Genomic DNA, 25,723 nt, shown 5'->3' with positions numbered 1-25,723 from the left:
AAACCCCGTACCGGAAGGTGCGGGGTTTTTTGCTTTTATCTCCATCCTGGCCTTTCTCTTAATCCCTTATCCTGCTAATGGAATGTGTGATCCCTGTCGCAATGTTATTTATAACAAAATTATAACATTTCATTTACGAGGTTATTGAGCCTTCTGGCTCAATACGCCGCAGTTTATGGCAGGAGCATAATCACAATGACAGAAAGCATGACATCACACGGGACGCTGGCTCACAGTGATACCCGAAGAAGGGTATGGGCAATCATCAGCGCCTCTTCAGGGAATCTGGTTGAATGGTTCGACTTTTACGTCTACTCATTCTGTTCACTCTACTTCGCACATATTTTCTTCCCATCCGGCAACACCACTACACAGCTGCTACAAACGGCTGGGGTTTTTGCCGCAGGATTTTTAATGCGACCCATCGGGGGCTGGCTGTTCGGCCGTATTGCGGATCGTCGCGGGCGTAAGGCCTCGATGCTGATCTCGGTGTGTATGATGTGCTTTGGCTCGCTGGTGATCGCCTGCTTACCGGGATATGAATCGATTGGCACCTGGGCACCGGCGCTACTTTTGCTGGCACGCTTATTTCAGGGATTATCGGTGGGCGGTGAATACGGTACCAGTGCGACCTACATGAGCGAAATTGCACTGGAAGGCCGTAAAGGTTTTTACGCCTCATTCCAGTACGTCACGCTGATTGGCGGTCAACTGCTGGCCATTCTTGTGGTGGTGATCCTGCAGCAGATTTTGACGGACGAACAACTTCATGCCTGGGGATGGCGAATTCCTTTCGCAATGGGGGCAGTGCTGGCGATTGTCGCACTTTGGCTACGCCGTCAGTTAGATGAAACCTCTCAGAAAGAGGTCCGGATGCTGAAGGAGGCGGGAACATTCAAAGGGTTATGGCGTAACCGCAAAGCTTTCCTGATGGTGCTGGGCTTCACTGCGGGCGGCTCTCTCAGTTTTTATACTTTCACCACCTATATGCAAAAGTATCTGGTGAATACCACCGGCATGCACGCCAACGTCGCCAGTGTGGTCATGACCGCGGCGCTGTTTGTCTTTATGCTCATACAGCCGATCGTCGGTGCGCTCTCGGACAAAATTGGCCGACGTACCTCAATGCTCATTTTTGGCGGATTATCGGCATTATGTACCGTTCCCATTCTGACAGCGCTTCAGCATGTCTCTTCACCGTATGCCGCCTTTGCGCTGGTGATGGTGGCGATGGTGATTGTCAGTTTCTATACCTCCATCAGTGGGATACTGAAAGCCGAGATGTTCCCGGCGCAGGTCCGCGCGTTAGGGGTAGGGCTCTCTTATGCGGTAGCCAACGCGGTGTTTGGCGGATCGGCGGAGTACGTCGCGCTGTCGCTTAAATCATGGGGAAGCGAAACGACATTCTTCTGGTACGTAACGGGAATGGGGGCACTGGCGTTTGTTGTCTCCCTGATGCTGCATCGCAAAGGGAAAGGCATTCGACTTTAATAGCGCGCCATCTGCCATACGGCATAGCCGGTCGTTGCGCCGGCGACATCCCAGGCGAAATCTTTCCAGCTCCAGCCGCTCCCTGCGGGGCGGCTATCCCACAGTTCTTTTGATGCCCCAAGACCTACTGAGAACATTAACCCGATCGCCGCGCTACGATCCCGGCTGTATCCCTGGTGCTGGGCATATTCATTACCGGCTGCGGACAACATCGCGGAAGCGAGGAAATGCTGTGCTTTGTCCTGTCCGGACCAGCTATCGTTAGCCATATGGCTACAGCCACTCAGGAAGAGCACACTCAGTACCAGAGGAATACGCATCAACGGGCTCCATAAAAAAGCCCTGCGGGTCACAGGGCCTGGATATTACAGAATACGGCTGATAAGTCGGTCGATACGGATACGACGTAAGCGGCGAATAAGCTTGCGAACTTTTACCGGATAATCGGCAATGCTCTGCAGTTCGCGGTAGTGATTCACCACGGTCGTATGGGTGCGAATCAGCTCCAGCTCGCGTTCACGTTGGGCGGCTAACTCATGCTGCGGGTCATGAATCAGGATAGCGTTTTCCAGATCCAGTCGCCATGCGCGCGGGTTCAGGTTGTTACCTGTCAGCAGCATCCACTCATCGTCGACCCACATGCCTTTGAGATGGTAACTATTGTCTTCATCTTTCCAGAGACGCACAACCAGCTGGTCAGTGTTGACGTAATACTGTAAGCGGCTCAGGAAACGACGCAGGTTAATCTCATAGAGATAAGGCAGCGCACCAATGATTTTGAACGGCTGATCTTCGGGAATGAAGAAGTCATTTGCCGTTTTATCACCCACGATGATTTCCACTTTTTTACCCTCGCGCAGCAGCTGAATGATATTACGCACCAGCACGGCAGGAAGGTTGAAATACGGCGTGCAGATAGTCAGTTTCTGCTCCGCGCACGGCATCAGATGGAAAATCGTTTTGTTCAGCAGGCTTGATTTGCCGAGCCCTACCAGCGGGGTAACGGATAACTCTTCGTTGTTCGCATCGCCCTGGAAATGATAGACCGCATCGCGCAGCTCCTGGCGGAAGGCGCGAACATCGTTTTTGATCTCCGGGCTTTTCGGACGCTCGGGATCGTCAAGACGATTAACGCCACGGCCATGAACCAGATTTTTATCAACCCAGTTGAACATGATATCGGCCATCTGCGGATTACGGATCAGATGGTAGCGGTCGTAGCGATATTTATCGAGCTGATGAAGGTAGACATCATTGAGGCTGGCGCCGCTGTATAGCACGCTGTCATCAATGATGAACCCCTTGAAATGAAGAACGCCGAGCGCTTCACGGGTATTCACCGGGACGCCATAAACAGGCACGTCAACGCCAGGATTTTCCTGCGCCGTGCGGCAATACCAGTCAGCATTGGTGTTTGATGCGGCAGCGCCAATACGGCCACGCTGGGCGCGATGCCAGTCTACCAGCACGCGAACATCCAGTTCCGGACGCTGACGTTTGGCTTCATAGAGCGCGTTCAGGATCGCGCGCCCGCCTTCATCCTGTTCAAGATACAGTGCCACAATGCAAATGCGTCGCGTGGCGCTGGCTATCTTTTCCAGAAGCGTCTCCCGAAAATGAGCGGGAGCGTAAAAGAACTCTACATCATCAACTGACTGAGAAATCTTCGGTAGTTGAGCAAGGTGTTGTTGATGTTTATTACGCTTAAATTTTGACAACATCACAGTGCGTTTCTTCTCTGTTCATTGAAGGGTTGTCTGTACTATGCAAACAACATAAGCGGACAATGATACCACCAGTCCCGTCCAAAGTGGGTAACATTTCCAGTAGCTTACTCGCGTTTGTCTGCTGATGTCAGACTGAGGGATAAGGCAACAATACCTTCGTCCAGCTGAATATCAACGTCAAACCCAAGTTTTCGCGCCAGGGTCACCATACCGCGATTGTTAGGCATAGTAATGCCATTAAGGCGTAACAATCCGTGATCTCGCGTATAACTGATGAGTTTTTCCAGCAGTCGTCTTCCCAGGCCCAGACCTTTAAGATCGGAGCGCACCAGCACGGCAAACTCCGCATCGACGTTATCCGGGTCAGAAATCGCACGCGTGACGCCGAGGATCTCATCACCCTTATCGGCGCGACGAACGGCAACAAACGCCATTTCTCGATCGTAGTCGATCTGGGTCATATTGGCTAAATCATCGTGGGTAAATTCGTTGATTTCGCTAAAATAGCGATAATAAAGATCCTCTTTCGTGACCTGAGAGATAAAGGCCCGCAGCTGGGGCTCATCTTCCGGCAGAATAGGGCGGAACAAGGCGCGTTCCCCATTTTTCATCTCAACCCACTCCTCCAGCTGCAGGGGATACGGGCGGATCGCCAGACGGCTCTCGCTGTCTCCTTCGAATGGCGCGATATCCAGGGTCACGTCCAGCGCCGTAAACTCATTGCCGGAGGCGAGCAGCGGATGAATGTCCAGCCGCTGGATCTCGGCACAATCCACAATCAGGTTAGAGACCTGTACCAGGAACTGACTTAGCCCGGCAATATCAAGCGGACGTAGCGCGCTCCGGCCGCGGATCTTTTTGCTTTTAATCGCCTGGATGATCAGATAACGCGCCAGGTTCATGTTCAGCGGCGGTAACGCCACCACGGCCTGCTCCTCCGGGCGCCACTCCACGCCGCCTTCACCCAGCATGATGAGCGGGCCGAAAACGGGATCGTGTTCGACCACCACGCGTAACTCCTGAGCGCCTGCGCGGTTAGCCATGCTTTGCACCAGCAAGCCGTGGATCCTTGCCTGCGGCCAGGCCATTTTGACCCGATCGAAGATGGCATCGGCTGCCTGCTGCACCTCTGCCGCCGTCCGCAGGTAGAGCATCACCCCCTGAACGTCAGACTTATGCGGGATATCCGGCGAACGCAGCTTCAGGGCAACCGGATAGCCAATCTGCTCGGCAATATGTACGGCCTCAGCGCTGTCGCTGGCGATCCAGGTCGGCAGGGTCTGCATCCCGTAGCTGCCCAGAATGGGCTGGACTTCATGCGTATCCAGCGACGTCGCGCCTTCTTCAATCGCCTGCTGCAACACCCGGTGAACGTCAATGGTATTGGCCGTCAAATTCCCGGGCAACGCCGGCGTCTCGCGGAGCTGTTTCTGGTTGCGGCGATATTCCACCATATGCATAAACGCGGTTATGGTGCCTTCCGGCGTGCGGTAGGTTGGCAGTCCGGCTTCGCTGAACAGGCGTCGCGCCTCCTGCGAAGAAAACTCACCGCACCAGTTGGTGAGCAGGGTGACATATTTGCCTCGCGGATGATTGCGCACGGCATCAATGAGCGCGCGCGCGCTTTCGCTGCCCGGCGCGACCGCGCTGGGGGAGTGGATAATCATCAGCGCGTCGAAATCCTGGCTATCCAGCAAAATGGAAATGGCCCTGATATAGCGGTCGCTACTGGCGTCATCGCGTAAATCAAGCGGATTGCCGGGCGTCACGCTGGTCGGAAGCGCATCTTTCAGGCGCTGCAGCGTCTCTTCACTCAGCGTGGCCAGCTTGCCGAAGCGCCGCCACAGCTCATCAAGGGCGAGTGCAGCAGGGGCGGCGCCGTTACTGACAATCATTAACTTCTCGCCGCGCAACGGGCGCATATGGCTTAACGTTTCAACGGCGGAAAAAAGCTCGTGCGTATCCTGCACCCGCAGCAACCCCGCGCGCTGGATGGCGGCGTCCCAGGCGGGATCCATGCCGGAATGCGAATGCAGCAGACGCTGAGCCGCAGGACTGCGGCCGCTTTTGATTACCAGGATCGGCTTATTGCGCGACGCGCTTCGCGATGCCGAGACGAAACGGCGCGCGTCGCTGAGGTGCTCAAGATAAAGCAGAATCGCACTGGTTTTACCGTCGCGCGCCAGAAAATCCAGCAGCTCATCAACGTCGATATCCAGACTGTCGCCGAGAGCAATGAAGTAGGAGAATCCCATTTCACGCTGCTGCGCCCAGTCGAGGATGGTGTTCGATACCGCAGCCGACTGCGAGATAAACGCGAGCTTGCCTTTGCGGATCGGAACCGGAGAGAAGCTGGCATTTAAGCCCTGCCAGGGGGCGAGCAGGCCGAGACTGTTTGGCCCAAGAATGCGCATTTGATAGCGGCTGGCGCAGGCCAGAAGCTCGGCTTTCTGTTCAGGCGGAGACGAGAGAATAATGCAGGTTTTACAGCCTTTCTTGCCGAGCGATTCCAGCAGCTCCGGATTCCGTTTCGCGTTTGTACACAGTACGGCCAGATCCGGTACGAAAGGCAGGCTCTGTACATCAGGCCATGCAAGCACTCCCTGAACTGCCTTATACGCGGGCGTGACGGGCATGACGGGTCCATTAAATCCTCCGGCCAGCAGGTTGCGCATCATCAGATAGCCAGCACGATCCGGTTTCATTGATGCGCCGATGACGGCAATGGATTTAGGACGAAGTAGCGCTTCTAACCCTCGCTGGCTCATGCAGGCCTCCTGTGAATGCAAGCGACCTGATGATTTTAAACGCTTTCAGTCTCGGCTGCTGTGACGCTGCCCTTATGAACGGTTTTTCCTGCCAGATAGCGTTCCCGGAAACAGGAGAAATGGTTGCCCAGGGCGCCAGCCGCAGCGGTATCACCCGCCAGATCCAGAAGCGCAATGGCCACTTCGGCGGTGCAGTATTGCCCGTCAGCATGCGCTTCACGCAGGCGGTAGGCGGAGACGCGGGAAAGATCGACAGAAATCACCGGCAGTGCGTCGAGATAAGGGCTTTTGCGAAACATTTTTCGCGCTTCGGTCCAGGTGCCGTCCAGCATAATAAACAACGGCGGTTTACCGGATGGCGGCGTCGAAAGCACCTGGCGATCGACACCTGCATATGACGCAGGGAAAACGACCATCGGCTGATAGTCCGGGTTTGCCACTAAGTCGAGCAGGGCCTGAGGGGGCTCCGTGCGGGACCACTGAAACGCCGCGGTATCCGGCAGAATATCGGCAATCAGGCGACCAGTATTGCTGGGCTTCATCGGCTCGGTATCAAACATGACCAGACAAAAACGGCTCTGTGCCGAACTCGGGGTCAGCGTCTCGCACAGGCAAACCTTCAGCGGCAGCAGGCAACGCTGACAGCGGCGAATACGGTTTCCGCGCGCGAGGAACGGACGGGTGGCGCGCGCAAGGCGTTCGGCGCGTAATTGAAGAACAGCGTTATCAGTCATGGGCGAAATGCAGGAAAAACCCTATTTTCGCAGAGGCGGGAACGGGGCACAAGATGTGCCCCGTGAATGTTACAGTGATTCGTTAAGCCAGCTATCAAACGGGGCTTTAGGCACCGCACCGTTGAGCATGTCGACCACTTCACCCTTTTTGAAAATCATAATCGTCGGGATGCTGCGAATGCGAAAACGGGCGCTCAGTTCAGGTTCAGCTTCAGTATTGACCTTAACGAAACGTATTTTCCCGCTGCGTTCTTCGGCCACGTCTTCGAAGATCGGCGCGAAGCTTCGGCATGGGCCACACCAGGGCGCCCAGAAATCCACTACGACAGGCAGATCGTCCTTGAGGAGTTTGTCCAGCGTAGCACCCGTCGCGTTAATGACATCGCCATCAAACAATTCATGGCCACAACGTCCGCATTTCGCACCATCTTCAATCCGATCGTCCGGAATGCGGTTAAGAGCCTGACAGTTGGCACATACGGTATTCATAACTAACCTCTGATAGAGCCGTGGGACAGCGGCAAGACGCCGATAATGTTTCTAATATGTTACATATTATCAATGAGCCTGTTTGAAACAACAATGCGTTTTATTCAATGAGAACAATAGTCACAGGCTTTTGTACGAAATTATGGCTATGCGCTGGCACATCGGGTAATCTGCGCGCTTCGCGCAGCGCTGGTGGAGAAAAGCATGAACGACGAAATGAAAAATAAAAGCGGCAAGGTCAAAGTGATGTATGTCCGCAGTGATGATGACTCTGATAAACGCACCCAAAATCCGCGTACCGGAAAAGGTGGCGGGCGTCCGGCGTCTTCTCGTGCAGACGGTGGCCGTCGCCCCGCCCGCGATGACAGAAACAACCGCGGTGATGACCGCAAACGTGATGACCGCAAGCGTGACGATCGCAAACGCGATGACCGTCCGCGGGATGACTTCTCACGTGATAACGCCTCCCCGTGGCGCACCGTTTCTCGTGCACCTGGCGACGAAACGCCAGAAAAGGCCGATCACGGCGGTATCAGCGGTAAAAGCTTTATCGACCCGGAAGTGCTGCGCCGTCAGCGTGCGGAAGAGACCCGCGTGTATGGCGAGAACGCCTGCCAGGCGCTGTTCCAGAGCCGTCCTGAATGTATCGTCCGCGCCTGGTTTATTCAGAGCGTAACCCCGCGCTTTAAAGAAGCGCTGCGCTGGATGGCGGCAAACCGCAAAGCCTACCACGTGGTTGATGATGCCGAGCTGACCAAAGCATCCGGTACCGAACACCACGGCGGCGTCTGCTTCCTGATCAAAAAACGTAACGGAACGACCGTTCAGCAGTGGGTCAGTCAGGCGGATGCCGATGACTGCGTGCTGGCGCTGGAAGATGTGGGCAACCCGCATAACCTGGGCGCAATGATGCGTAGCTGCGCGCACTTTGGCGTGAAAGGCGTTCTGCTGCAGGATGCCGCGCTGCTGGAATCCGGCGCTGCGATCCGTACTGCGGAAGGCGGAGCCGAGCACGTACAGCCGATCACCGGCGATAGCGTGCTGGATGCCCTTGAGCAGTTCCGTAAAGCGGGTTATTCCATCGTGACTACCTCGAGCCATGCCGGTACGCCGCTGTTTAAAGCGACGCTGCCACGCAAGATGGTGCTGGTGCTGGGTCAGGAACGCGATGGTCTGTCTGAAGCGGCGCTCTCCAGTGCGGATCTGAGCGTCTCAATTGATGGGACAGGCAATGTGGAAAGTCTGAACGTATCCGTTGCAACCGGCGTACTGCTGGCCGAATGGTGGCGTCAGAATAAGGCATAAGCCTCTTCATGTGCCGGGCCTGACCCGGCACATTAAAATACTACTCGCTCTCAGCCGGTAACACAGGCATCCAGTCAATTGGCGTTTCGCCACGTTTTTCCAGCCATTCGTTCGCCAGAACAAAATGATTACTGCCGAAGAAACCGCGATGTGCAGACAGCGGTGACGGGTGCGGCGCTTTCAACACGTGATGACGCTGGCGGTCAATAATCGCCCCTTTCTTCTGCGCATGCGATCCCCAGAGTAAAAACACGACCCCTTCACGGTGTTCGTTGATCAGGCTGATGACTTTATCGGTGAACGTCTCCCAGCCCAGGCTGGCATGCGAGTGCGCCTGGCCGGCCCGCACGGTGAGTACCGTGTTCAATAACAGCACGCCCTGGCGCGCCCAGCTTTCCAGGTAGCCGTGGTTTGGTCGGGTAAACCCGGGCACGGTTCCTTCAAGCTCTTTATACATATTGAGCAGAGAAGGGGGGATCGCCACGCCCGGACGTACGGAAAACGCCAGCCCATGCGCCTGGCCCGGACCGTGATAGGGATCCTGGCCCAGAATGACCACTTTCACATCGCTCAGTTCGGTGTAGCGAAAGGCGTTGAACACATCTTTCTGCGGTGGGTAAATCGTCTGTCCGGACTGACGCTCAGCCGCAACGGTGTTGAGCGTATTGATAAAATAGGGCTGCTGCTTTTCTTCTGCCAGCACGTCATGCCAGGTTAAAGGTGTCGTCATCTCGCTCTCCTGCGAATCTCAATCTCTGACTAGCTTACCTGCTAAAGCCCGGTGAGCAAAATTCCACGCCGAAATGTGCGCTAAGTAGCTAAATTTATGTTGAAAATGTGCAGGATAAATTGAATTGGTAAGGTCGTAAAATTGATCTAAAGCAATAAACTCAAACCACACTCTTTATGTGGTTGGTGTTTTTGTTGATTTAAATCAATAAATCACCGAGGTGTGAATGATATATATACACACAAGAAACAATGGTTTTACCAATTGGCCGCGAGAGGCCGACATCAGTTAATGTAGCCTAGGGAGGCAACACATGATTACAGGTATCCAGATTACTAAAGCTGCAAATGACGATCTGCTCAACTCTTTCTGGCTGCTGGACAGCGAGAAAAACGAAGCGCGCTGTGTCGTCGCGAAAGCGGGTTTTGCTGAAGATGAAATCGTGCCGGTGAGCAAACTGGGCGAAATCGAATACCGTGAAATTCCAATGGAAGTGAAGCCGGAAGTGCGCGTGGAAGGTGGTCAGCACCTGAACGTAAACGTACTGCGCCGCGAAACGCTGATGGACGCGGTTGAGCATCCGGAAAAATACCCGCAGCTGACCATTCGCGTGTCCGGCTATGCGGTACGCTTCAACTCTCTGACCCCAGAACAGCAGCGCGACGTTATCGCGCGTACCTTTACTGAAAGCCTGTAAGGCTTCAGCTACGGGGGGAATAAAAAAGCCGGGGATTTCCCCGGCTTTTTTTACTCTTCCGTTTTTGTCTCTGGCGCGGCAGAGCTTGGCTTACGGCGCTTACCAATATTTTTGGTGTCGCGGTGACGCTGCTTCACGCGCGGTTTCTCTTTTTCTTTCTCTTTTCTCTCAGCACGTTTCGCGAGCGCTTTCTTGGACGGTTTACCCGTCATTTTTTCACTCGGCGCACGTGTGGTTGGGCGCAAGCCATCAATAACCCGCGCTTTCAGCGGCTCGTCAACATAGCGGCCAATTTTCTGCAGCAGCAGGTAGTCATGCGCTTCGACCAGTGAAATCGCATTACCTTTGCGGCCCGCGCGGCCGGTACGGCCAATACGGTGCAGATAGGTATCGCCGCTGCGCGGCATATCGAAGTTAATGACGTGGCTGACGTCAGGGATGTCGATCCCACGAGCGGCAACGTCTGTGGCAACCAGCACGTTAACGCGGCCATCGGTCAGGCGCTTAATGCCTTCAGTACGCTTGATCTGCGCCATCTCGCCTTCAAGATAGCAGTTGTTGATCCCGGCGTTACGCAGCATTTCTGCCAGCTCGTGCACGCGCTCGCGCTTACGGACAAACACGATTGTGCGCAGCGCATCTTCCTGCTTCAGCAGGTGTTTCAGCAATTCGACCTTGTGCTCAAGGTTGTCCGCGCGGTAGTACCACTGGTGGATCTTCTTACGCTCACGGGTGGACGGCGTCGCCGACACTTCTACCGGATCTTCCAGCAGACGCTCTGCGAAGTCTTTAATCGCTTCCCCTTCAAGGGTGGCAGAGAACAGCATGGTCTGGTTACGCCAGCGCGTTTCCCCGGCAATGTGCTCGATATCCTGTGCGAAGCCCATGTCCAGCATACGGTCGGCTTCGTCGAGGATCAGCGTTTCAACCGCGCGGCAGTCGAAGTTCTCTTCTTTAATGTACTGCAGCAGGCGGCCTGTCGTCGCAACGACGATGTCCTGGTTTTCGCTGAACACTTCGGCGTGGTTCATATACGCAACGCCGCCGGTGATGGTAGCGATATCCAGATGGGTATTTGCCGCGAGTTCACGCGCGTGATCGGCCACCTGCATGGCCAGTTCGCGCGTCGGCGTCAGGATTAAAATACGAGGCGGGCCAGATTTTTTACGTGGAAAGTCGAGCAGATGCTGCAACACAGGCAGCAAATAGGCTGCAGTCTTCCCCGTACCGGTTGGCGCAGAACCGAGCACATCGCGGCCCTCAAGCGCAGGCGGAATGGCCGCTGCCTGAATGGCGGTCGGGCGTGTGAAGCCTTTGCTCTCAAGTGCATTGAGCAGGCTTTCATCGAGTTCAAGTTCGGAAAAAGTCGTTACAGTCATGTTCTACCTCTGTGTGGGGCGCTGATTATAGACGTTACGGCTGTAATCTTCATCTGTTTGTACGGATATCGCTTTTCGGCCACTTCGCTTTCCCCTATGCTACTCCAGTTTCACTTAGAAGGTTGCCCCGACATGTCTCAACTCAAAGCGCAACTGCGCCGCGATGGTTTTACGTTTAAACAATTTTTTGTCGCTCACGATCGCTGTGCCATGAAGGTCGGTACAGACGGTATTTTACTGGGAGCGTGGGCGCCTGTCGCAGGGGTTAAGCGTATTCTTGATATCGGTACCGGCAGCGGGCTGGTGGCATTGATGCTGGCGCAGCGCACGGAAGAGCATGTCACCATTGATGCCGTCGAACTGGACGCGCAGGCGGCAGAGCAGGCGAGTGACAATATGGCCGAATCGCCCTGGGCAGCCCGCATGAAAGTGGAATGTGCGGATGTGCTCGCCTGGGCGCCTGAACAAACCGCGCGTTACGACCTGATCGTCAGCAACCCTCCCTACTACGAGCCCGGCGTTGAGTGCGGGACACCCGAGCGCGAACAGGCGCGTTATACCCGTTCCCTCGATCATAAAGCGCTGCTCACCAGCGCGGCCGAGCTTATCTCCGAAGAGGGTTTTTTCTGCGTGGTCCTGCCTGAAAGTACGGGCAACACGTTCATCGGTATCGCGCAGGAGATCGGCTGGACGTTGCGTCTGCGTACCGATATTTCGGATACCGAAGGCCGACTGCCGCATCGCGTGCTGCTGGCGCTCTCGCCGAAAGAGGGGGAATGCTTTAACGATCGAATGGTGATCCGTGGGCCAGACCAGCGTTATTCCGAAGATTACACTGCCCTGACCCAGGCGTTTTATCTGTTTATGTAAACCTGCGGGGCGAGGATCGACGGGCCGGATTCCTCAAGCTGATCCGGATAGTCCAGCGTATAGTGCAACCCGCGGCTCTCTTTACGCATCATCGCGCAGCGAACGATTAGCTCGGCAACCTGCACCAGGTTGCGCAGCTCCAGTAGATTATTCGATACGCGGAAATTGGCATAATACTCGTCAATTTCCTGCTGCAGCATAGTGATGCGGCGCAACGCGCGTTCAAGACGTTTCGTGGTGCGCACAATCCCCACGTAATCCCACATAAACAGCCGTAGCTCATGCCAGTTGTGCTGGATCACGACCAGCTCGTCCGGGTTATCCACGCGGCTTTCATCCCAGGCAGGCAGGCGCTCTGTTTCGCGGGCGTAGGGCATGCGTTTCGTGATGTCTTCTGCGGCAGACCAGCCGTAGACCAGGCACTCCAGCAGCGAGTTAGAGGCCATACGGTTCGCGCCGTGAAGTCCGGTATAGCTGACCTCACCAATAGCATAAAGACCATCCACATCGGTACGGCCATGATCGTCAACCATCACCCCACCGCAGGTGTAGTGAGCGGCTGGCACAATGGGTACCGGATCGCGGGTTAAATCGATGCCAAGGTTGAGCAGTTTTTCGTAAATCATCGGGAAGTGCTGACGAATAAACTCTGCTGGCTTGTGGCTGATATCAAGATACATGCAGTCCACGCCAAGACGCTTCATTTCATGGTCGATGGCGCGGGCAACGATATCGCGCGGGGCCAGTTCTCCACGGGCGTCAAAGTCCAGCATAAAGCGGGTGCCGTCAGGGCGTTTCAGATAGGCGCCTTCGCCGCGCAGGGCTTCCGTCAGCAGGAAGTTGCGCGCCTGAGGATGGAACAGGGCGGTTGGGTGAAACTGATTGAACTCAAGGTTCGCCACCCGGCAGCCGGCGCGCCAGGCCATCGCGATACCGTCTCCGGAGGCAATGTCCGGGTTCGTGGTGTACTGATACACTTTAGAGGCGCCGCCCGTAGCCAGCACCACAGCCTTCGCCTGGCAGGTTTCCACCTTCTCTTTATTGCGGTTCCACACCCAGGCGCCCACCACGCGACGCGTGCCCGGCAGGCCAATCTTGTCGGAGATAATCAGATCAACGGCATTGCTTCGTTCAAGCACCCGAATATTAGGATGGCTCAGCGCCTTGCCGACCAGCGTGGTCTCCACTTCTTTTCCGGTGGCATCCGCTGCGTGCAGGATGCGGCGGTGGCTATGGCCGCCTTCGCGCGTCAGGTGATAGCTCTCTTCACCGTTGGGTTGAACCTGCGTATCGAATAAGACGCCCTGGTCGATGAGCCACTGCACGCAATGGCGGGCATTGCTGGCGACAAACTCTGCGGCGTGCGCATCCACGATCCCGGCCCCGGCAATCAGCGTATCGTCGACGTGGGAGGCAATGCTGTCTGTCTCATCAAACACGGCGGCAATCCCGCCCTGGGCATAAAACGTGGAACCCTCGCTTATCGGCCCTTTACTCAGAACGATAACGTTTTGATGCTCCGCCAGGCGTAGCGCCAGAGAGAGACCGGCAGCGCCGCTGCCGATGATCAGTACATCACAATGGAGTTCAGGTGTTGTGTTCATGATTGTTGTTTAATTTACTAAACAGTGTTGGCTCAGAATAGCACCTGAATGCGATTTATCGCACATTTTTTTTAACGGGTGTTGCAATGGCTAAACGCGTAAGCGGAGGTAAACGGAGGGTAAATGAGTGAAATTATTTTGCGAAGCAGATCGTTAGCGTCAGATTTTGTGATGAAATAAAGACTGGGTTGCGTTACTCTTCTGGCGGGAAAAAGATGTTTCTTGTCAGAAAGTGGTGCGTATCGTGAACAGACTTATAATGAGAGAAAATGAACAGTCTGCGGCGCGATGAACAAAAACAAAGGCGTTACGGAACTTATTGAAGATCAGACACTCTAATTCGGTGCTTGCTCAAAGTGCGGTATTTTTAGAGTGGCGTTTCGATAACGCGTGGAATTTAGGTTTGGGGAGACATTACCTCGGATGAGCGAGCAGTTAACGGACCAGGTCCTGGTTGAACGGGTCCAGAAGGGAGATCAGAAAGCCTTTAACTTACTGGTGGTGCGCTACCAGCATAAGGTGGCGAGCCTGGTTTCCCGCTATGTACCGTCAGGTGATGTGCCTGATGTGGTGCAAGAGTCTTTTATTAAGGCCTATCGCGCGCTGGATTCGTTCCGGGGAGATAGTGCTTTTTATACCTGGCTGTACCGTATTGCGGTCAATACGGCAAAGAATTATCTGGTCGCTCAGGGCCGTCGTCCGCCTTCTAGTGATGTCGACGCAATCGACGCCGAAAACTTCGAAAGTGGCGGCGCATTGAAAGAAATTTCGAACCCTGAGAACTTAATGTTGTCAGAAGAACTGAGACAAATCGTTTTTCGCACGATCGAGTCGCTCCCGGAAGATTTACGCATGGCAATTACGTTACGGGAGCTGGATGGTCTGAGCTATGAAGAGATAGCCGCTATCATGGATTGTCCGGTCGGCACGGTACGTTCACGAATTTTCCGTGCGCGAGAAGCTATTGATAATAAAGTTCAACCGCTTATCAGGCGTTGACGATAGCGGGATACTGGAAAAGGTATTAGGCATGCAGAAAGAAAAACTTTCCGCTTTAATGGATGGTGAAACGGTGGATAGTGAGCTGCTCAACGAGCTGTCTCATTCTCCCGAAATGCAAGAGACCTGGGAGAGTTACCATCTCATCCGTGACACCCTCCGCGGTGACACCGGCGAGGTTCTCCATTTCGATATCTCAGCCCGCGTCATGGCGGCGATTGAGAATGAGCCTGTTCATCAGACCACTCCGCTGATTCCTGAAGCTCAACCCGCACCTCACCAGTGGCAGAAAATGCCATTCTGGCAAAAGGTGCGTCCGTGGGCCAGCCAGCTTACCCAAATGGGTGTGGCTGCATGCGTATCGCTTGCAGTTATCGTTGGCGTCCAGCACTATAATACTCAGTCTGAAACTAATCAGCAGCCAGAAGCGCCAGTGTTTAACACACTGCCGATGATGGGCAAAGCCAGCCCGGTAAGCCTGGGCGTACCGGCTGATGCTTCCGCCAGCGGCGGCCAGCAACAGCAGGTTCAGGAGCAGCGCCGTCGCATTAATGCGATGTTGCAGGATTACGAGTTGCAGCGTCGTCTGCACTCTGAACAGCTTCAGTTTGAGCAGGCGCAGACACAGCAAGCTGCTGTGCAGGTGCCCGGAAACCAAACTTTAGGAACGCAATCGCAGTAATGAAGCAACTTTGGTTCGCCATGTCTCTGATGGCGGGTAGCCTGTTCTTCTCTGCCAACGCCTCGGCTGATGTATCATCCGGGGCGTTGTTGCAGCAAATGAATCTGGCCAGCCAGTCACTCAATTACGAGTTGGCATTTATCAGCATCAATAAGCAGGGCGTCGAGTCGTTACGCTATCGCCATGCCCGTCTTGATAATCAGCCGCTCGCCCAGCTTTTACAGATGGATGGCCCGCGTCGGGAAGTTGTCCAGCGTGGTAACGAAATCAGCTATTTCGAACCCGGCCTGGAGCCTTTCACGCTCAATGGCGACTATATCGTTGATTCCCTGCCGTCACTCATTTACACCGACTTCAAACGGCTTGCCCCTTACTACGATTTTATTTCGGTAGGGCGTACGCGTATTGCGGACAGACTGTGTGAGGTGATCCGCGTTGTCGCCCGGGATGGAACGCGCTACAGCTATATTGTCTGGATTGACGCGGAAACCAAACTCCCCATGCGTGTAGACCTGCTTGACCGTGACGGTGAAACGCTGGAACAGTTCCGCGTTATCTCCTTTAGCGTGAACAACCAGGTTGGCAACAGCATGCAGAATCTGGCTAAGGCCAGCCTGCCGCCGCTGCTTTCCGTTCCGGCAGGCGATTCCGTTAATTTCAACTGGGTACCTGCCTGGATCCCGCAAGGATTTAGCGAAGTGTCCAGCAGCCGTCGCCAGCTGCCAACGATTGAAACGCCGGTGGAATCACGCCTCTATTCCGATGGTTTGTTCAGCTTCTCGGTGAATATCAATCGCGCAACGGCAAACAGCACTGAACAAATTCTGCGTACCGGGCGCCGTACGGTGAGCACAACGGTACGCGATAATGCAGAGATCACCATTGTGGGGGAACTTCCTCCGCAAACGGCGAAGCGCATCTCCGACAGCATTAAATTCAGGGCCGCACAATGATCAAAGAATGGGCGACGGTAGTCTCGTGGCAAAACGGCATTGCGCTGGTGAGTTGCGATGTAAAAGCCTCATGCAATAGCTGCGCATCCCGAGCCGGTTGCGGCAGCCGCGTGCTGAATAAACTTGGGCCGCAAACCTCGCACACGATTTCTGTGCCGAGCGAACAGCCGCTGATGGCCGGGCAGAAGGTTGAACTGGGCATCGCGGAAGGCAGTCTGCTCAGCTCCGCCATGCTGGTCTATCTCTCTCCGCTGATCGGGCTGTTTATTATGGGCGGCGTTTTCCAGATGCTGTTTGGCACCGACGGAGCCGCCATGTGCGGTGCCGCATTAGGGGGGCTGGGGGGATTCTGGCTTGCCAAAGGCCTCTCCCCGACGCTTGCCGCGCGCGAGGAGTGGCAGCCTGTCATTCTCAGCGTTGGGCTGGCGCCAGACCAGCTTCGCGTTGAGACGCTCTCTTCTGAGGCCCGGTGATTCATCGGGCTTTGTCATTTTTACGTCTTAAAACAGAAAACGTCCTTTCTTCACGCTATACCTGGCGCTAAGTCCATTTCCAGGTAGCGGAGATGTAGTGTAGAATGCTGCGTTTTCGCACTGAAAAACGTCAGGCTAAGAACAGCGGCCTCCAGGAATTCGTAAGGCATAATTATTTAACTATATGAAGAACATACGTAACTTTTCGATCATTGCTCACATTGACCACGGTAAGTCGACGCTGTCTGACCGTATTATCCAGATTTGCGGTGGCCTGTCTGATCGTGAAATGGAAGCCCAGGTTCTGGACTCCATGGACCTGGAACGCGAACGCGGTATCACCATCAAGGCGCAGAGCGTCACGCTGGATTACAAGGCGGCTGATGGCGAAACCTATCAGCTGAACTTTATCGACACCCCAGGCCACGTTGACTTCTCCTATGAGGTTTCACGCTCGCTCGCGGCCTGTGAAGGCGCGCTGCTGGTAGTCGATGCCGGGCAGGGCGTAGAAGCCCAGACCCTGGCAAACTGCTACACCGCGATGGAAATGGATCTCGAAGTTGTGCCGGTTCTGAACAAGATTGACCTGCCAGCCGCCGATCCTGAGCGCGTCGCGGAAGAGATTGAAGATATTGTCGGTATTGACGCGACCGATGCCGTGCGCTGCTCTGCGAAAACCGGCGTCGGCGTGACCGACGTTCTGGAACGTCTGGTACGTGATATTCCGGCCCCGGAAGGCGATCCGGATGCCCCGCTGCAGGCGCTGATTATTGACTCCTGGTTCGATAACTATCTGGGCGTTGTCTCCCTGGTGCGTATTAAAAACGGCACCATGCGCAAAGGCGACAAAATCAAGGTTATGAGTACCGGACAGGTCTATAACGCCGACCGTCTGGGTATCTTCACGCCAAAACAGGTTGACCGTACCGAGCTGACATGCGGCGAGGTAGGCTGGCTGGTGTGCGCCATCAAAGACATCCTCGGTGCGCCGGTGGGCGATACCCTGACCGGTGCGCGTAACCCGGCAGAAAAAGCGCTGCCAGGCTTTAAAAAGGTGAAACCGCAGGTTTACGCGGGCCTGTTCCCGGTCAGCTCTGACGACTACGAAAACTTCCGTGATGCGCTTGGCAAGCTGAGCCTGAACGATGCCTCCCTGTTCTACGAGCCAGAAAGCTCAACGGCGCTGGGCTTCGGCTTCCGCTGCGGCTTCCTCGGCCTGCTGCACATGGAGATCATTCAGGAACGTCTGGAGCGTGAATACGATCTGGACCTCATCACCACCGCGCCGACGGTAGTGTATGAAGTTGAAACCACCTCGAAAGAAGTGATCTACGTCGACAGCCCGTCCAAGCTGCCGCCGCTGAACAATATTCACGAGCTGCGTGAGCCTATTGCCGAATGTCACATGCTGCTGCCGCAGGAATTCCTCGGTAACGTCATTACGCTGTGTATTGAGAAGCGCGGCGTGCAGACCAATATGGTTTACCACGGTAACCAGGTCGCACTGACCTACGAAATCCCGATGGCGGAAGTGGTACTCGACTTCTTCGACCGTCTGAAGTCCACCTCCCGTGGCTATGCGTCACTGGATTACAACTTCAAACGCTTCCAGGCCTCCAACATGGTGCGTGTGGACGTGCTGATCAACGGCGAGCGTGTGGATGCGCTGGCGCTGATCACCCACAACGACAATGCGCCATACCGTGGCCGCGAGCTGGTTGAGAAGATGAAAGATCTGATCCCGCGTCAGCAGTTCGATATCGCGATTCAGGCGGCCATTGGCAACCACATTATCGCGCGTTCTACCGTGAAACAGCTGCGTAAAAACGTTCTGGCGAAGTGCTATGGCGGTGACGTCAGCCGTAAGAAAAAGCTGCTGCAGAAGCAGAAAGAAGGTAAGAAGCGTATGAAGCAGGTCGGTAACGTCGAGCTGCCGCAGGAAGCATTCCTTGCCATCCTTCATGTTGGTAAAGACGGCAAATAACCCTAAGGAGTTGGCATGGCGAACATGTTTGCCCTGATCCTGGTCATTGCTACCCTGGTGACAGGTCTGCTGTGGTGTCTGGATAAGTTTATCTTCGCCCCAAAACGTCGTGAACGTCAGGCTGCCGCACAGGCAGCCACTGGCGATGGTATTGACGCGAAAACCCTGAAGAAGGTCGGTCCGAAACCGGGCTGGCTGGAAACGGGCGCCTCGGTGTTTCCGGTGCTGGCGATTGTGCTGGTGGTACGTTCGTTTATTTACGAACCGTTCCAGATCCCATCAGGTTCAATGATGCCAACGCTGCTGATTGGTGATTTTATTCTGGTAGAGAAGTTTGCCTACGGCATTAAAGATCCGATCTACCAGAAAACGCTGATCGAGACCGGTCATCCGAAACGTGGCGACATCGTGGTGTTCAAATATCCGGAAGATCCGCGCCTGGACTACATCAAGCGCGCGGTAGGTCTGCCGGGTGACAAAGTGACTTACGATCCGGTTGCGAAAGAAGTCACCGTTCAGCCAGGCTGCAGCTCCGGTACTGCATGTGAAAACGCGCTGCCAATCACTTACTCGAACGTTGAGCCAAGTGACTTTGTGCAGACCTTTGCCCGTCACAACGGCGGCGAAGCGAGCAGCGGATTCTTCCAGGTACCGAAAGGCGAAACCAAAGATAACGGTATTCGTCTGGTTGAGCGCAAAGAGACGCTAGGTGACGTGACGCACCGGATCCTCACCGTGCCAATCGCGCAGGATCAAGTGGGTATGTACTATCGTCAGCCGGGCCAGCAGCTGGCAAGCTGGATTGTACCGCCAGGCCATTACTTCATGATGGGTGACAACCGCGATAATTCTGCGGACAGCCGTTACTGGGGCTTTGTGCCGGAAGCGAATCTGGTGGGTAAAGCGACCGCAATCTGGATGAGTTTTGAGAAGCAGGAAGGCGAATGGCCGACCGGCGTACGCCTGAATCGTATTGGCGGAATCCATTAATTCTCACTAAATGAACGTGTAGCCGCGAATTAACGCGGCTACATGAATTATTTCACCGATAAATCTCTTCGAACTAACGACATCCCCTGTCGTTGTGTATAGAATATTCCCCCGAAGTTTAAGGTTGGCCCTGCAAGGGTGCCACGGCACACGAAACCGCGTTGGTTTTCTCAGGTCGGTTTCGTGTGCTGCATTTTTGACGCATTCATTTATTGGTATCGCATGAACCCCATCGTAATTAATCGGCTTCAACGGAAGCTGGGCTACACTTTTCATCATCAGGAGTTGTTGCAACAGGCATTAACCCACCGCAGTGCCAGCAGCAAACATAATGAGCGTCTCGAGTTTTTAGGCGACTCTATTTTAAGTTTCGTGATTGCGAATGCGCTTTATCATCGTTTCCCGCGCGTGGATGAAGGTGATATGAGCCGCATGCGTGCCACGCTGGTTCGGGGTAATACCCTTGCGGAAATCGCGCGCGAATTTGAGCTGGGCGAATGTCTGCGTCTTGGGCCGGGTGAACTGAAAAGCGGCGGCTTCCGTCGTGAATCTATTCTTGCCGATACGGTCGAAGCATTAATTGGTGGTGTGTTCCTGGACAGCGATATCCAGACCGTCGAAAAGCTGATCCTGAACTGGTATCAGACCCGTCTGGACGAAATCAGCCCGGGCGATAAACAAAAAGATCCCAAAACGCGTCTGCAGGAATATTTGCAGGGCCGTCATCTGCCGCTGCCATCTTATCTGGTGGTGCAGGTTCGTGGCGAAGCGCACGATCAGGAATTTACCATCCATTGCCAGGTCAGTGGCCTGAGTGAACCGGTGGTGGGCACAGGTTCAAGCCGTCGTAAGGCTGAACAGGCTGCCGCCGAACAGGCGTTAAAAATGCTGGAGCTGGAATGAGCGAAGAAAAGACCTATTGCGGATTTATTGCCATCGTCGGACGTCCGAACGTCGGCAAATCCACCCTGTTGAATAATCTGCTTGGGCAGAAGATTTCTATCACCTCGCGTAAGGCACAGACCACGCGTCACCGCATCGTCGGTATCCATACTGAAGGCGCGTATCAGGCGATCTACGTCGATACCCCGGGCCTGCACATGGAAGAGAAGCGTGCCATCAACCGTCTGATGAACAAGGCGGCGAGCAGCTCGATTGGCGACGTGGAGCTGGTGATTTTCGTTGTGGAAGGCACCCGCTGGACGCCGGACGACGAGATGGTGCTGAACAAGCTGCGCGACGGCAAAACGCCGGTCATCCTCGCCGTCAACAAAGTTGACAACGTGCAGGAAAAGGCCGATCTGCTGCCGCATCTGCAGTGGCTCGGTAGCCAGATGAACTTCCTCGACATCGTTCCGCTGTCTGCGGAGACGGGTCTGAACGTGGATACCATCGCGGGCATCGTGCGCAAACATCTGCCGGAAGCGATTCATCACTTCCCGGAAGAGTACATCACCGATCGCTCTCAGCGCTTTATGGCGTCTGAAATCATCCGTGAAAAGCTGATGCGTTTCCTGGGCGCTGAACTGCCGTACTCTGTGACGGTGGAGATCGAGCGTTTCCAGAGCAACGAGCGTGGCGGCTACGACATCAACGGCCTGATCCTCGTTGAGCGTGAAGGGCAGAAGAAGATGGTGATCGGCAATAAAGGCGCCAAGATCAAAACCATCGGCATCGAAGCCCGAAAGGACATGCAGGAGATGTTCGAAGCGCCGGTTCACCTTGAACTGTGGGTGAAAGTGAAATCTGGCTGGGCCGATGATGAGCGTGCTCTGCGCAGCCTCGGTTACGGCGAAGACCAGTAACACAAGACGACGAGCATATGGATGGATGGCAGCGTGCCTTTGTCCTGCATAGTCGTCCCTGGAGCGAAACCAGCTTGATGCTGGACGTCTTCACGGAAGAGTCGGGCCGCGTGCGCCTTGTTGCAAAAGGCGCACGTTCCAAACGTTCTAACCTGAAAGGTGCCTTACAGCCTTTCACGCCGTTGCTGGTCCGCTTTGGTGGGCGAGGGGAAGTCAAAACCCTGCGCAGCGCCGAAGCCGTCTCCCTGGCGCTTCCTCTCTCCGGCATCACGCTCTACAGCGGTCTGTATGTCAATGAACTCATCTCACGCGTTCTTGAACATGAGACCCGCTTCTCTGAACTTTTCTTTGATTATCTCCACTGTATCCAGGCGCTGGCTGGCGCAACCGGTACGCCCGAGCCTGCGCTGCGGCGTTTTGAGCTGGCGCTGCTGGGCCATCTTGGGTACGGGGTCGATTTTCTGCACTGTGCGGGCAGCGGTGACGAAGTGGAAGACACCATGACCTACCGCTACCGTGAAGAAAAAGGCTTCATTGCCAGCGTCGTGATCGACAACAGCACCTTTACCGGGCGTCAGCTCAGGGCGCTTTATGAGCGCGAGTTTCCCGATCAGGATACCCTGCGCGCAGCAAAACGCTTTACCCGGATTGCCCTCAAGCCGTATCTTGGCGGCAAGCCCTTAAAGAGCCGCGAATTATTCAGGCAGTTTGTGCCGAAACGTTAGACCACAGAATCGAAAAGAAAACCGAGGATTGTCATGGCTGAATTACTGTTAGGCGTCAACATCGATCACATCGCCACGCTGCGTAATGCGCGCGGCACGGCGTATCCCGATCCGGTTCAGGCGGCGTTTATCGCTGAACAGGCTGGCGCCGACGGCATTACCGTTCACCTGCGTGAAGACCGTCGCCACATCACCGACCGCGACGTTCGCATTCTGCGTCAGACGCTGGACACCCGTATGAATCTGGAGATGGCGGTCACCGAAGAGATGCTGGCGATTGCCTGTGAGACCCAGCCGCACTTCTGCTGCCTGGTGCCGGAAAAACGCCAGGAAGTCACGACCGAAGGCGGTCTGGACGTGGCCGGCCAGCTCGACAAAATGCGCGATGCCTGCAAGCGCCTGGCTGATGCCGGTATCCTGGTTTCGCTGTTTATTGACGCCGACTTCACTCAGATTAAAGCGGCAGCCGACGTGGGCGCGCCGTATATCGAAATTCACACCGGCTGCTATGCCGATGCCAAAAACGATGCCGAGCAGGCGAAAGAGCTGGAGCGTATTGCTAAAGCGGCCACCTACGCGGCGAGCCTGGGTCTGAAGGTCAATGCCGGTCACGGCCTGACCTACCATAACGTGAAGGCCATTGCCGCCATCCCGGAAATGCACGAGCTGAACATCGGTCACGCGATCGTTGGCCGCGCGGTGATGAGCGGCCTGAAAGAGGCGGTCGCCGAGATGAAACGCCTGATGCTGGAAGCGCGTCAGTAATGGCCATTCTGGGCTTAGGCACCGATATCGTGGAAATAGCCCGTATTGAAGCGGTGATCGCCCGCAGCGGCGATCGCCTCGCAAGGCGCGTGCTGAGCGATAACGAATGGGCCATCTGGGAAGCGCATCAGCAGCCGGTGCGTTTTCTGGCGAAGCGTTTTGCGGTAAAAGAGGCGGCCGCCAAAGCCTTCGGGACCGGCATTCGTAATGGTCTGGCGTTCAACCAGTTTGAAGTGTTTAACGATGAGCTGGGTAAGCCAAGCCTGCGTTTATGGGGCGAGGCGCAAAAGCTGGCAGAGAAGCTCGGCGTGAATCACGTCCACGTGACGATCGCGGATGAGCGTCACTATGCCAGCGCAACGGTGATCATCGAAAGTTAAAGTTTGTCCGCGTGGTGCATCAGGACAAACTTATCCCACAGCTGCTCTTCGCTCTCGACGTGTGCCGGATCCTTCAGGATGGTATTGGGGATCGGGCACACTTTCTGACAGGTCGGCGTCTCATAGTGGCCGATGCATTCGGTGCAGCGGTCGCTGTTAATCTCATAAATGCTGTCGCCCATCGAAATGGCCTGGTTCGGGCATTCGGGCTCGCACATATCGCAATTAATGCATTTTTTGGTAATTAACAGCGCCATCAGGAAATTCTCAGAAACAACACAAACTGGGCGGGCATTATACGCGTCAAACCAGTTTCTTTACCAGTTCTTCGCTGTGGCGAATGCGCTCGGGCGCACGCTCCAGATCCTGCTGCACCAGTGCCATAAACAGCAGGTCCGTCAGCATCATTTGTGCGCTGGTGGACGAGATAGCCGCGCTGCGCGTGGCCTGTTCCTCGGCAATGGTATATAAACAGCGCGTGGCCCGCTGCTGTAGGGCATTCGGCGTAAAACCGGTGATCGCCAGAATTTTACCGCCGACGCGCAGGACTTCGTCGGTGGCCATGTTGATCTCGCGGCGCTCGCCGGAATAGGAGATCGCCAGCAGCAGATCGTCAGGATCCATCGCCTGTACGGTCGCCAGCAGGGCGTGCATATCCTGCTCGACGATGGCGTTAAGGCCAATTTTTGTCAGCTTCCAGCCAAAGTTACGCGCCACAAGTCCGGACGCGCCGATGCCGGTCAGAACGATCCGCCGCGCGCCGCGCAGCATCGCCACGCTCTCCAGCAGCTTCTCTTCCGTATTCACATCGAGCGTCGCATGCATGGCCGCCACGTTCTCTTTGATCAGCTTTTCGCCGACCAGCCGCATCGGATCGTCTCCGCGGATCTGATTATGCACCGGCATGGACTGCGGGTTAGGGTTACTGACCAGCGCTTCACTGATCGCCAGCTTGAGGGCGGGGAATCCCTTAAAGCCAATCTTCTGCGCAAATTTCACCACGCTGGACTGGCTCACCCCGGCTTCACTCGCCAGCTGCTGCGAGCTGAGATGGCGCGCGTGGTCGGGTTGAGAAAGCAGAAAATCCGCCAGCTTCTTGTCGCTTTGGGCAAAGCCTGCGTAGCGCTGGCGAATGCGAATTAAACAGTTCATACGGTCTCCTGGCGAAAATGTGATTATCTGCGCAAATACGGATTTTGCTCGCCTGAATGAATTTTATATTCCATTATAGTGTGATTATTATGAATTAAAAATTCTTGAGGTACAAAAATGAATCTTGGCTCACTTGTTTCTGAAACACGTAACCCGCAAACCATGGATCTGGATGCGCTCTCCACCCTGGAGCTGGTTAACCGCTTTAATCAACAGGATACGCTGGTCGCGCAGGCAGTGAAAGAGACATTACCAGAGGTGGCGAAAGCGGTCGATGCGGCTGCGGAAGCCCTCAAGACCGGTGGACGCATTATTTACATGGGGGCGGGGACCAGCGGGCGTTTAGGGGTCCTGGACGCGTCAGAATGTCCGCCAACCTTTGGGGTCCCGCATGGTCTGGTAGTTGGGCTGATCGCCGGTGGCCCCGGTGCGCTGCTGAAAGCCGTTGAAGGGGCGGAAGACAACAAACAGCTGGGCGAGGATGACCTGAAGGATCTTAATCTAGCGGCGAAGGATCTGGTGGTCGGGCTGGCGGCATCCGGGCGTACGCCGTACGTGATTGGCGGGCTGGAATACGCCAACCAGACCGGCTGCACGACGGTCGCCATCTCCTGCAACCCTGGCTCACCGATTGCGCAGGTGGCCGCTATTGCTATCTCGCCAGTTGTCGGGCCGGAAGCGCTCACCGGCTCCACGCGCCTGAAATCCGGGACCGCGCAAAAGCTGGTGCTCAATATGATCTCCACCGGCGCGATGGTGAAGTTCGGCAAGGTGTATCAGAACCTGATGGTGGATATGCAGGCCACCAACGTCAAGCTGGTGGACAGAGCCTGCCGCATGGTGATGGAGGCGACGGGCGCAGGCCGCGAAGAGGCGGAAGCGGTACTCAAACAGACCGATCACGATGTTAAACCGGCCATTTTGATGATCTTAAGCGGGCTGGATGCGGCGGCCGCAAGAGCCAAACTCGATGCGCATAACGGTTTCTTACGGGCGGCATTAGAACACTAACAGAGGCGTG

At 55.3% G+C, this 25,723-nt stretch carries 27 protein-coding genes; 17 read left to right on the top strand and 10 right to left on the bottom strand.

Features of this window, described 5'->3' with window-relative positions:
- The first annotated feature begins 195 nt into the window (after positions 1 to 195).
- Complete coding sequence (locus ACVCAM_RS16330) at positions 196 to 1,491, top strand: MFS transporter (protein WP_008502198.1); 1,296 nt, start codon at positions 196 to 198, stop codon at positions 1,489 to 1,491.
- Here the strand turns inward: ACVCAM_RS16330 and ACVCAM_RS16325 are convergent.
- The 5 genes from ACVCAM_RS16325 to trxC all read right to left on the bottom strand — a co-directional run bounded on the left by ACVCAM_RS16325 (position 1,488) and on the right by trxC (position 7,209).
- Positions 1,488 to 1,811, bottom strand: coding sequence for a YfiM family lipoprotein (locus ACVCAM_RS16325; protein ID WP_008502197.1), 324 nt, complete (start codon positions 1,809 to 1,811; stop codon positions 1,488 to 1,490). The two genes, ACVCAM_RS16330 and ACVCAM_RS16325, sit on opposite strands and share 4 nt — an antisense overlap.
- 45 nt (positions 1,812 to 1,856) lie before the next feature.
- Positions 1,857 to 3,212 (bottom strand): CDP-diacylglycerol--serine O-phosphatidyltransferase, encoded by a 1,356-nt coding sequence (pssA, locus tag ACVCAM_RS16320; protein WP_023294337.1) that lies wholly within the window; start codon positions 3,210 to 3,212, stop codon positions 1,857 to 1,859.
- 110 nt (positions 3,213 to 3,322) lie between these two features.
- Positions 3,323 to 5,986, bottom strand: a complete 2,664-nt coding sequence (locus ACVCAM_RS16315; protein WP_407223594.1) for a bifunctional acetate--CoA ligase family protein/GNAT family N-acetyltransferase — start codon at positions 5,984 to 5,986, stop codon at positions 3,323 to 3,325.
- A gap of 35 nt (positions 5,987 to 6,021) precedes the next feature.
- Positions 6,022 to 6,720: a tRNA-uridine aminocarboxypropyltransferase gene (gene tapT / locus ACVCAM_RS16310; RefSeq protein ID WP_023325890.1), complete on the bottom strand. Its 699-nt coding sequence runs from the start codon at positions 6,718 to 6,720 to the stop codon at positions 6,022 to 6,024.
- Between the two features lie 69 nt (positions 6,721 to 6,789).
- The gene (trxC, locus tag ACVCAM_RS16305) at positions 6,790 to 7,209 is read right to left on the bottom strand and encodes a thioredoxin TrxC (protein WP_021241886.1); all 420 of its coding nucleotides are present in this window, start codon (positions 7,207 to 7,209) and stop codon (positions 6,790 to 6,792) included.
- Between the two features lie 204 nt (positions 7,210 to 7,413).
- On the opposite strand from trxC, the gene ACVCAM_RS16300 reads away from it, so the two are divergent.
- Positions 7,414 to 8,514 carry a tRNA/rRNA methyltransferase gene (locus ACVCAM_RS16300; protein ID WP_407223593.1) on the top strand — a complete coding sequence of 367 codons (1,101 nt, stop codon included), beginning with the start codon at positions 7,414 to 7,416 and terminating at the stop codon, positions 8,512 to 8,514.
- Between the two features lie 40 nt (positions 8,515 to 8,554).
- Here ACVCAM_RS16300 and ung read toward each other — a convergent pair whose 3' ends face one another.
- Positions 8,555 to 9,244 carry a uracil-DNA glycosylase gene (ung, locus tag ACVCAM_RS16295; protein WP_023294333.1) on the bottom strand — a complete coding sequence of 230 codons (690 nt, stop codon included), beginning with the start codon at positions 9,242 to 9,244 and terminating at the stop codon, positions 8,555 to 8,557.
- 313 nt (positions 9,245 to 9,557) lie between these two features.
- Between ung and grcA the strand changes: the two genes are divergently transcribed.
- Positions 9,558 to 9,941, top strand: a complete 384-nt coding sequence (gene grcA / locus ACVCAM_RS16290) for an autonomous glycyl radical cofactor GrcA (RefSeq protein WP_008502190.1) — start codon at positions 9,558 to 9,560, stop codon at positions 9,939 to 9,941.
- A gap of 50 nt (positions 9,942 to 9,991) precedes the next feature.
- Here the strand turns inward: grcA and srmB are convergent, their stop codons facing one another.
- Entirely contained in the window at positions 9,992 to 11,320 is a 1,329-nt protein-coding gene (gene srmB, locus ACVCAM_RS16285) for an ATP-dependent RNA helicase SrmB (RefSeq protein ID WP_316462782.1), read from the bottom strand.
- Between the two features lie 132 nt (positions 11,321 to 11,452).
- Here srmB and trmN point away from each other — a divergent pair, with 132 nt between their 5' ends.
- Complete coding sequence (gene trmN, locus ACVCAM_RS16280) at positions 11,453 to 12,190, top strand: tRNA(1)(Val) (adenine(37)-N(6))-methyltransferase TrmN (RefSeq protein WP_032675352.1); 738 nt, start codon at positions 11,453 to 11,455, stop codon at positions 12,188 to 12,190.
- On the opposite strand, the gene nadB is transcribed toward trmN, so the two are convergent.
- Positions 12,175 to 13,794 (bottom strand): L-aspartate oxidase, encoded by a 1,620-nt coding sequence (nadB, locus tag ACVCAM_RS16275; RefSeq protein ID WP_407223592.1) that lies wholly within the window; start codon positions 13,792 to 13,794, stop codon positions 12,175 to 12,177. The two genes, trmN and nadB, sit on opposite strands and share 16 nt — an antisense overlap.
- Before the next feature lie 343 nt (positions 13,795 to 14,137).
- Between nadB and rseD the strand changes: the two genes are divergently transcribed.
- The 12 genes from rseD to acpS all read left to right on the top strand — a co-directional run bounded on the left by rseD (position 14,138) and on the right by acpS (position 23,550).
- On the top strand, positions 14,138 to 14,221 hold the full coding sequence (gene rseD / locus ACVCAM_RS16270) for a rpoE leader peptide RseD (RefSeq protein WP_223605340.1): 84 nt from the start codon (positions 14,138 to 14,140) through the stop codon (positions 14,219 to 14,221).
- Positions 14,218 to 14,793 (top strand): RNA polymerase sigma factor RpoE, encoded by a 576-nt coding sequence (gene rpoE / locus ACVCAM_RS16265; protein WP_006176728.1) that lies wholly within the window; start codon positions 14,218 to 14,220, stop codon positions 14,791 to 14,793. The genes rseD and rpoE overlap by 4 nt, the downstream gene beginning before the upstream one ends.
- 31 nt (positions 14,794 to 14,824) lie before the next feature.
- Entirely contained in the window at positions 14,825 to 15,475 is a 651-nt protein-coding gene (gene rseA, locus ACVCAM_RS16260; RefSeq protein WP_008502186.1) for an anti-sigma-E factor RseA, read from the top strand.
- Positions 15,475 to 16,428: a sigma-E factor regulatory protein RseB gene (gene rseB, locus ACVCAM_RS16255; RefSeq protein WP_008502185.1), complete on the top strand. Its 954-nt coding sequence runs from the start codon at positions 15,475 to 15,477 to the stop codon at positions 16,426 to 16,428. The genes rseA and rseB overlap by 1 nt, the downstream gene beginning before the upstream one ends.
- Complete coding sequence (gene rseC / locus ACVCAM_RS16250; protein ID WP_032653064.1) at positions 16,425 to 16,901, top strand: SoxR-reducing system protein RseC; 477 nt, start codon at positions 16,425 to 16,427, stop codon at positions 16,899 to 16,901. The genes rseB and rseC overlap by 4 nt, the downstream gene beginning before the upstream one ends.
- 184 nt (positions 16,902 to 17,085) lie before the next feature.
- Positions 17,086 to 18,885, top strand: coding sequence for a translation elongation factor 4 (lepA, locus tag ACVCAM_RS16245; RefSeq protein WP_008502183.1), 1,800 nt, complete (start codon positions 17,086 to 17,088; stop codon positions 18,883 to 18,885).
- A gap of 15 nt (positions 18,886 to 18,900) precedes the next feature.
- Positions 18,901 to 19,875 carry a signal peptidase I gene (lepB, locus tag ACVCAM_RS16240; RefSeq protein ID WP_008502182.1) on the top strand — a complete coding sequence of 325 codons (975 nt, stop codon included), beginning with the start codon at positions 18,901 to 18,903 and terminating at the stop codon, positions 19,873 to 19,875.
- 222 nt (positions 19,876 to 20,097) lie between these two features.
- Entirely contained in the window at positions 20,098 to 20,778 is a 681-nt protein-coding gene (rnc, locus tag ACVCAM_RS16235) for a ribonuclease III (RefSeq protein ID WP_003860711.1), read from the top strand.
- Positions 20,775 to 21,680 carry a GTPase Era gene (gene era / locus ACVCAM_RS16230; protein WP_008502181.1) on the top strand — a complete coding sequence of 302 codons (906 nt, stop codon included), beginning with the start codon at positions 20,775 to 20,777 and terminating at the stop codon, positions 21,678 to 21,680. The genes rnc and era overlap by 4 nt, the downstream gene beginning before the upstream one ends.
- Before the next feature lie 17 nt (positions 21,681 to 21,697).
- The gene (recO, locus tag ACVCAM_RS16225) at positions 21,698 to 22,405 is read left to right on the top strand and encodes a DNA repair protein RecO (RefSeq protein ID WP_008502180.1); all 708 of its coding nucleotides are present in this window, start codon (positions 21,698 to 21,700) and stop codon (positions 22,403 to 22,405) included.
- Positions 22,406 to 22,438: 33 nt separating this feature from the next.
- Positions 22,439 to 23,170 (top strand): pyridoxine 5'-phosphate synthase, encoded by a 732-nt coding sequence (gene pdxJ, locus ACVCAM_RS16220; protein WP_023325885.1) that lies wholly within the window; start codon positions 22,439 to 22,441, stop codon positions 23,168 to 23,170.
- Positions 23,170 to 23,550 carry a holo-ACP synthase gene (gene acpS / locus ACVCAM_RS16215; protein WP_008502178.1) on the top strand — a complete coding sequence of 127 codons (381 nt, stop codon included), beginning with the start codon at positions 23,170 to 23,172 and terminating at the stop codon, positions 23,548 to 23,550. Before pdxJ ends, acpS begins: the two co-directional genes overlap by 1 nt.
- Here acpS and ACVCAM_RS16210 read toward each other — a convergent pair.
- Together ACVCAM_RS16210 and ACVCAM_RS16205 are read right to left on the bottom strand one after the other, a co-directional pair.
- Positions 23,547 to 23,807 (bottom strand): YfhL family 4Fe-4S dicluster ferredoxin, encoded by a 261-nt coding sequence (locus tag ACVCAM_RS16210; protein ID WP_008502177.1) that lies wholly within the window; start codon positions 23,805 to 23,807, stop codon positions 23,547 to 23,549. The two genes, acpS and ACVCAM_RS16210, sit on opposite strands and share 4 nt — an antisense overlap.
- 46 nt (positions 23,808 to 23,853) lie before the next feature.
- A complete protein-coding gene (locus tag ACVCAM_RS16205) occupies positions 23,854 to 24,702 on the bottom strand; it encodes a MurR/RpiR family transcriptional regulator (protein WP_023294330.1) in 849 nt (282 codons plus the stop codon).
- A gap of 117 nt (positions 24,703 to 24,819) precedes the next feature.
- Here ACVCAM_RS16205 and murQ point away from each other — a divergent pair, with 117 nt between their 5' ends.
- Complete coding sequence (gene murQ, locus ACVCAM_RS16200; protein WP_046091439.1) at positions 24,820 to 25,713, top strand: N-acetylmuramic acid 6-phosphate etherase; 894 nt, start codon at positions 24,820 to 24,822, stop codon at positions 25,711 to 25,713.
- The last annotated feature ends 10 nt before the right edge of the window (positions 25,714 to 25,723 follow it).

It is taken from the genome of Enterobacter sp. CFEC122, from assembly GCF_052983755.1.
This window is presented reverse-complemented; position numbering and strand designations above follow the sequence as displayed.

What these genes read in the sequence shown, in the direction of transcription:
- ACVCAM_RS16330 (WP_008502198.1), top strand. Translation starts at nt 196, where the DNA reads ATGACAGAAAGCATGACATCACACGGGACGCTGGCTCACAGTGATACC.
- ACVCAM_RS16210 (WP_008502177.1), bottom strand. Translation starts at nt 23,807, where the DNA reads ATGGCGCTGTTAATTACCAAAAAATGCATTAATTGCGATATGTGCGAG.
- rseC (WP_032653064.1), top strand. Translation starts at nt 16,425, where the DNA reads ATGATCAAAGAATGGGCGACGGTAGTCTCGTGGCAAAACGGCATTGCG.
- ACVCAM_RS16300 (WP_407223593.1), top strand. Translation starts at nt 7,414, where the DNA reads ATGAACGACGAAATGAAAAATAAAAGCGGCAAGGTCAAAGTGATGTAT.
- srmB (WP_316462782.1), bottom strand. Translation starts at nt 11,320, where the DNA reads ATGACTGTAACGACTTTTTCCGAACTTGAACTCGATGAAAGCCTGCTC.
- lepB (WP_008502182.1), top strand. Translation starts at nt 18,901, where the DNA reads ATGGCGAACATGTTTGCCCTGATCCTGGTCATTGCTACCCTGGTGACA.
- trmN (WP_032675352.1), top strand. Translation starts at nt 11,453, where the DNA reads ATGTCTCAACTCAAAGCGCAACTGCGCCGCGATGGTTTTACGTTTAAA.
- lepA (WP_008502183.1), top strand. Translation starts at nt 17,086, where the DNA reads ATGAAGAACATACGTAACTTTTCGATCATTGCTCACATTGACCACGGT.
- rseA (WP_008502186.1), top strand. Translation starts at nt 14,825, where the DNA reads ATGCAGAAAGAAAAACTTTCCGCTTTAATGGATGGTGAAACGGTGGAT.
- rnc (WP_003860711.1), top strand. Translation starts at nt 20,098, where the DNA reads ATGAACCCCATCGTAATTAATCGGCTTCAACGGAAGCTGGGCTACACT.
- nadB (WP_407223592.1), bottom strand. Translation starts at nt 13,794, where the DNA reads ATGAACACAACACCTGAACTCCATTGTGATGTACTGATCATCGGCAGC.
- recO (WP_008502180.1), top strand. Translation starts at nt 21,698, where the DNA reads ATGGATGGATGGCAGCGTGCCTTTGTCCTGCATAGTCGTCCCTGGAGC.
- acpS (WP_008502178.1), top strand. Translation starts at nt 23,170, where the DNA reads ATGGCCATTCTGGGCTTAGGCACCGATATCGTGGAAATAGCCCGTATT.
- grcA (WP_008502190.1), top strand. Translation starts at nt 9,558, where the DNA reads ATGATTACAGGTATCCAGATTACTAAAGCTGCAAATGACGATCTGCTC.
- ung (WP_023294333.1), bottom strand. Translation starts at nt 9,244, where the DNA reads ATGACGACACCTTTAACCTGGCATGACGTGCTGGCAGAAGAAAAGCAG.
- rseB (WP_008502185.1), top strand. Translation starts at nt 15,475, where the DNA reads ATGAAGCAACTTTGGTTCGCCATGTCTCTGATGGCGGGTAGCCTGTTC.
- ACVCAM_RS16315 (WP_407223594.1), bottom strand. Translation starts at nt 5,986, where the DNA reads ATGAGCCAGCGAGGGTTAGAAGCGCTACTTCGTCCTAAATCCATTGCC.
- ACVCAM_RS16325 (WP_008502197.1), bottom strand. Translation starts at nt 1,811, where the DNA reads ATGCGTATTCCTCTGGTACTGAGTGTGCTCTTCCTGAGTGGCTGTAGC.
- pssA (WP_023294337.1), bottom strand. Translation starts at nt 3,212, where the DNA reads ATGTTGTCAAAATTTAAGCGTAATAAACATCAACAACACCTTGCTCAA.
- trxC (WP_021241886.1), bottom strand. Translation starts at nt 7,209, where the DNA reads ATGAATACCGTATGTGCCAACTGTCAGGCTCTTAACCGCATTCCGGAC.
- era (WP_008502181.1), top strand. Translation starts at nt 20,775, where the DNA reads ATGAGCGAAGAAAAGACCTATTGCGGATTTATTGCCATCGTCGGACGT.
- pdxJ (WP_023325885.1), top strand. Translation starts at nt 22,439, where the DNA reads ATGGCTGAATTACTGTTAGGCGTCAACATCGATCACATCGCCACGCTG.
- ACVCAM_RS16205 (WP_023294330.1), bottom strand. Translation starts at nt 24,702, where the DNA reads ATGAACTGTTTAATTCGCATTCGCCAGCGCTACGCAGGCTTTGCCCAA.
- tapT (WP_023325890.1), bottom strand. Translation starts at nt 6,720, where the DNA reads ATGACTGATAACGCTGTTCTTCAATTACGCGCCGAACGCCTTGCGCGC.
- rpoE (WP_006176728.1), top strand. Translation starts at nt 14,218, where the DNA reads ATGAGCGAGCAGTTAACGGACCAGGTCCTGGTTGAACGGGTCCAGAAG.
- murQ (WP_046091439.1), top strand. Translation starts at nt 24,820, where the DNA reads ATGAATCTTGGCTCACTTGTTTCTGAAACACGTAACCCGCAAACCATG.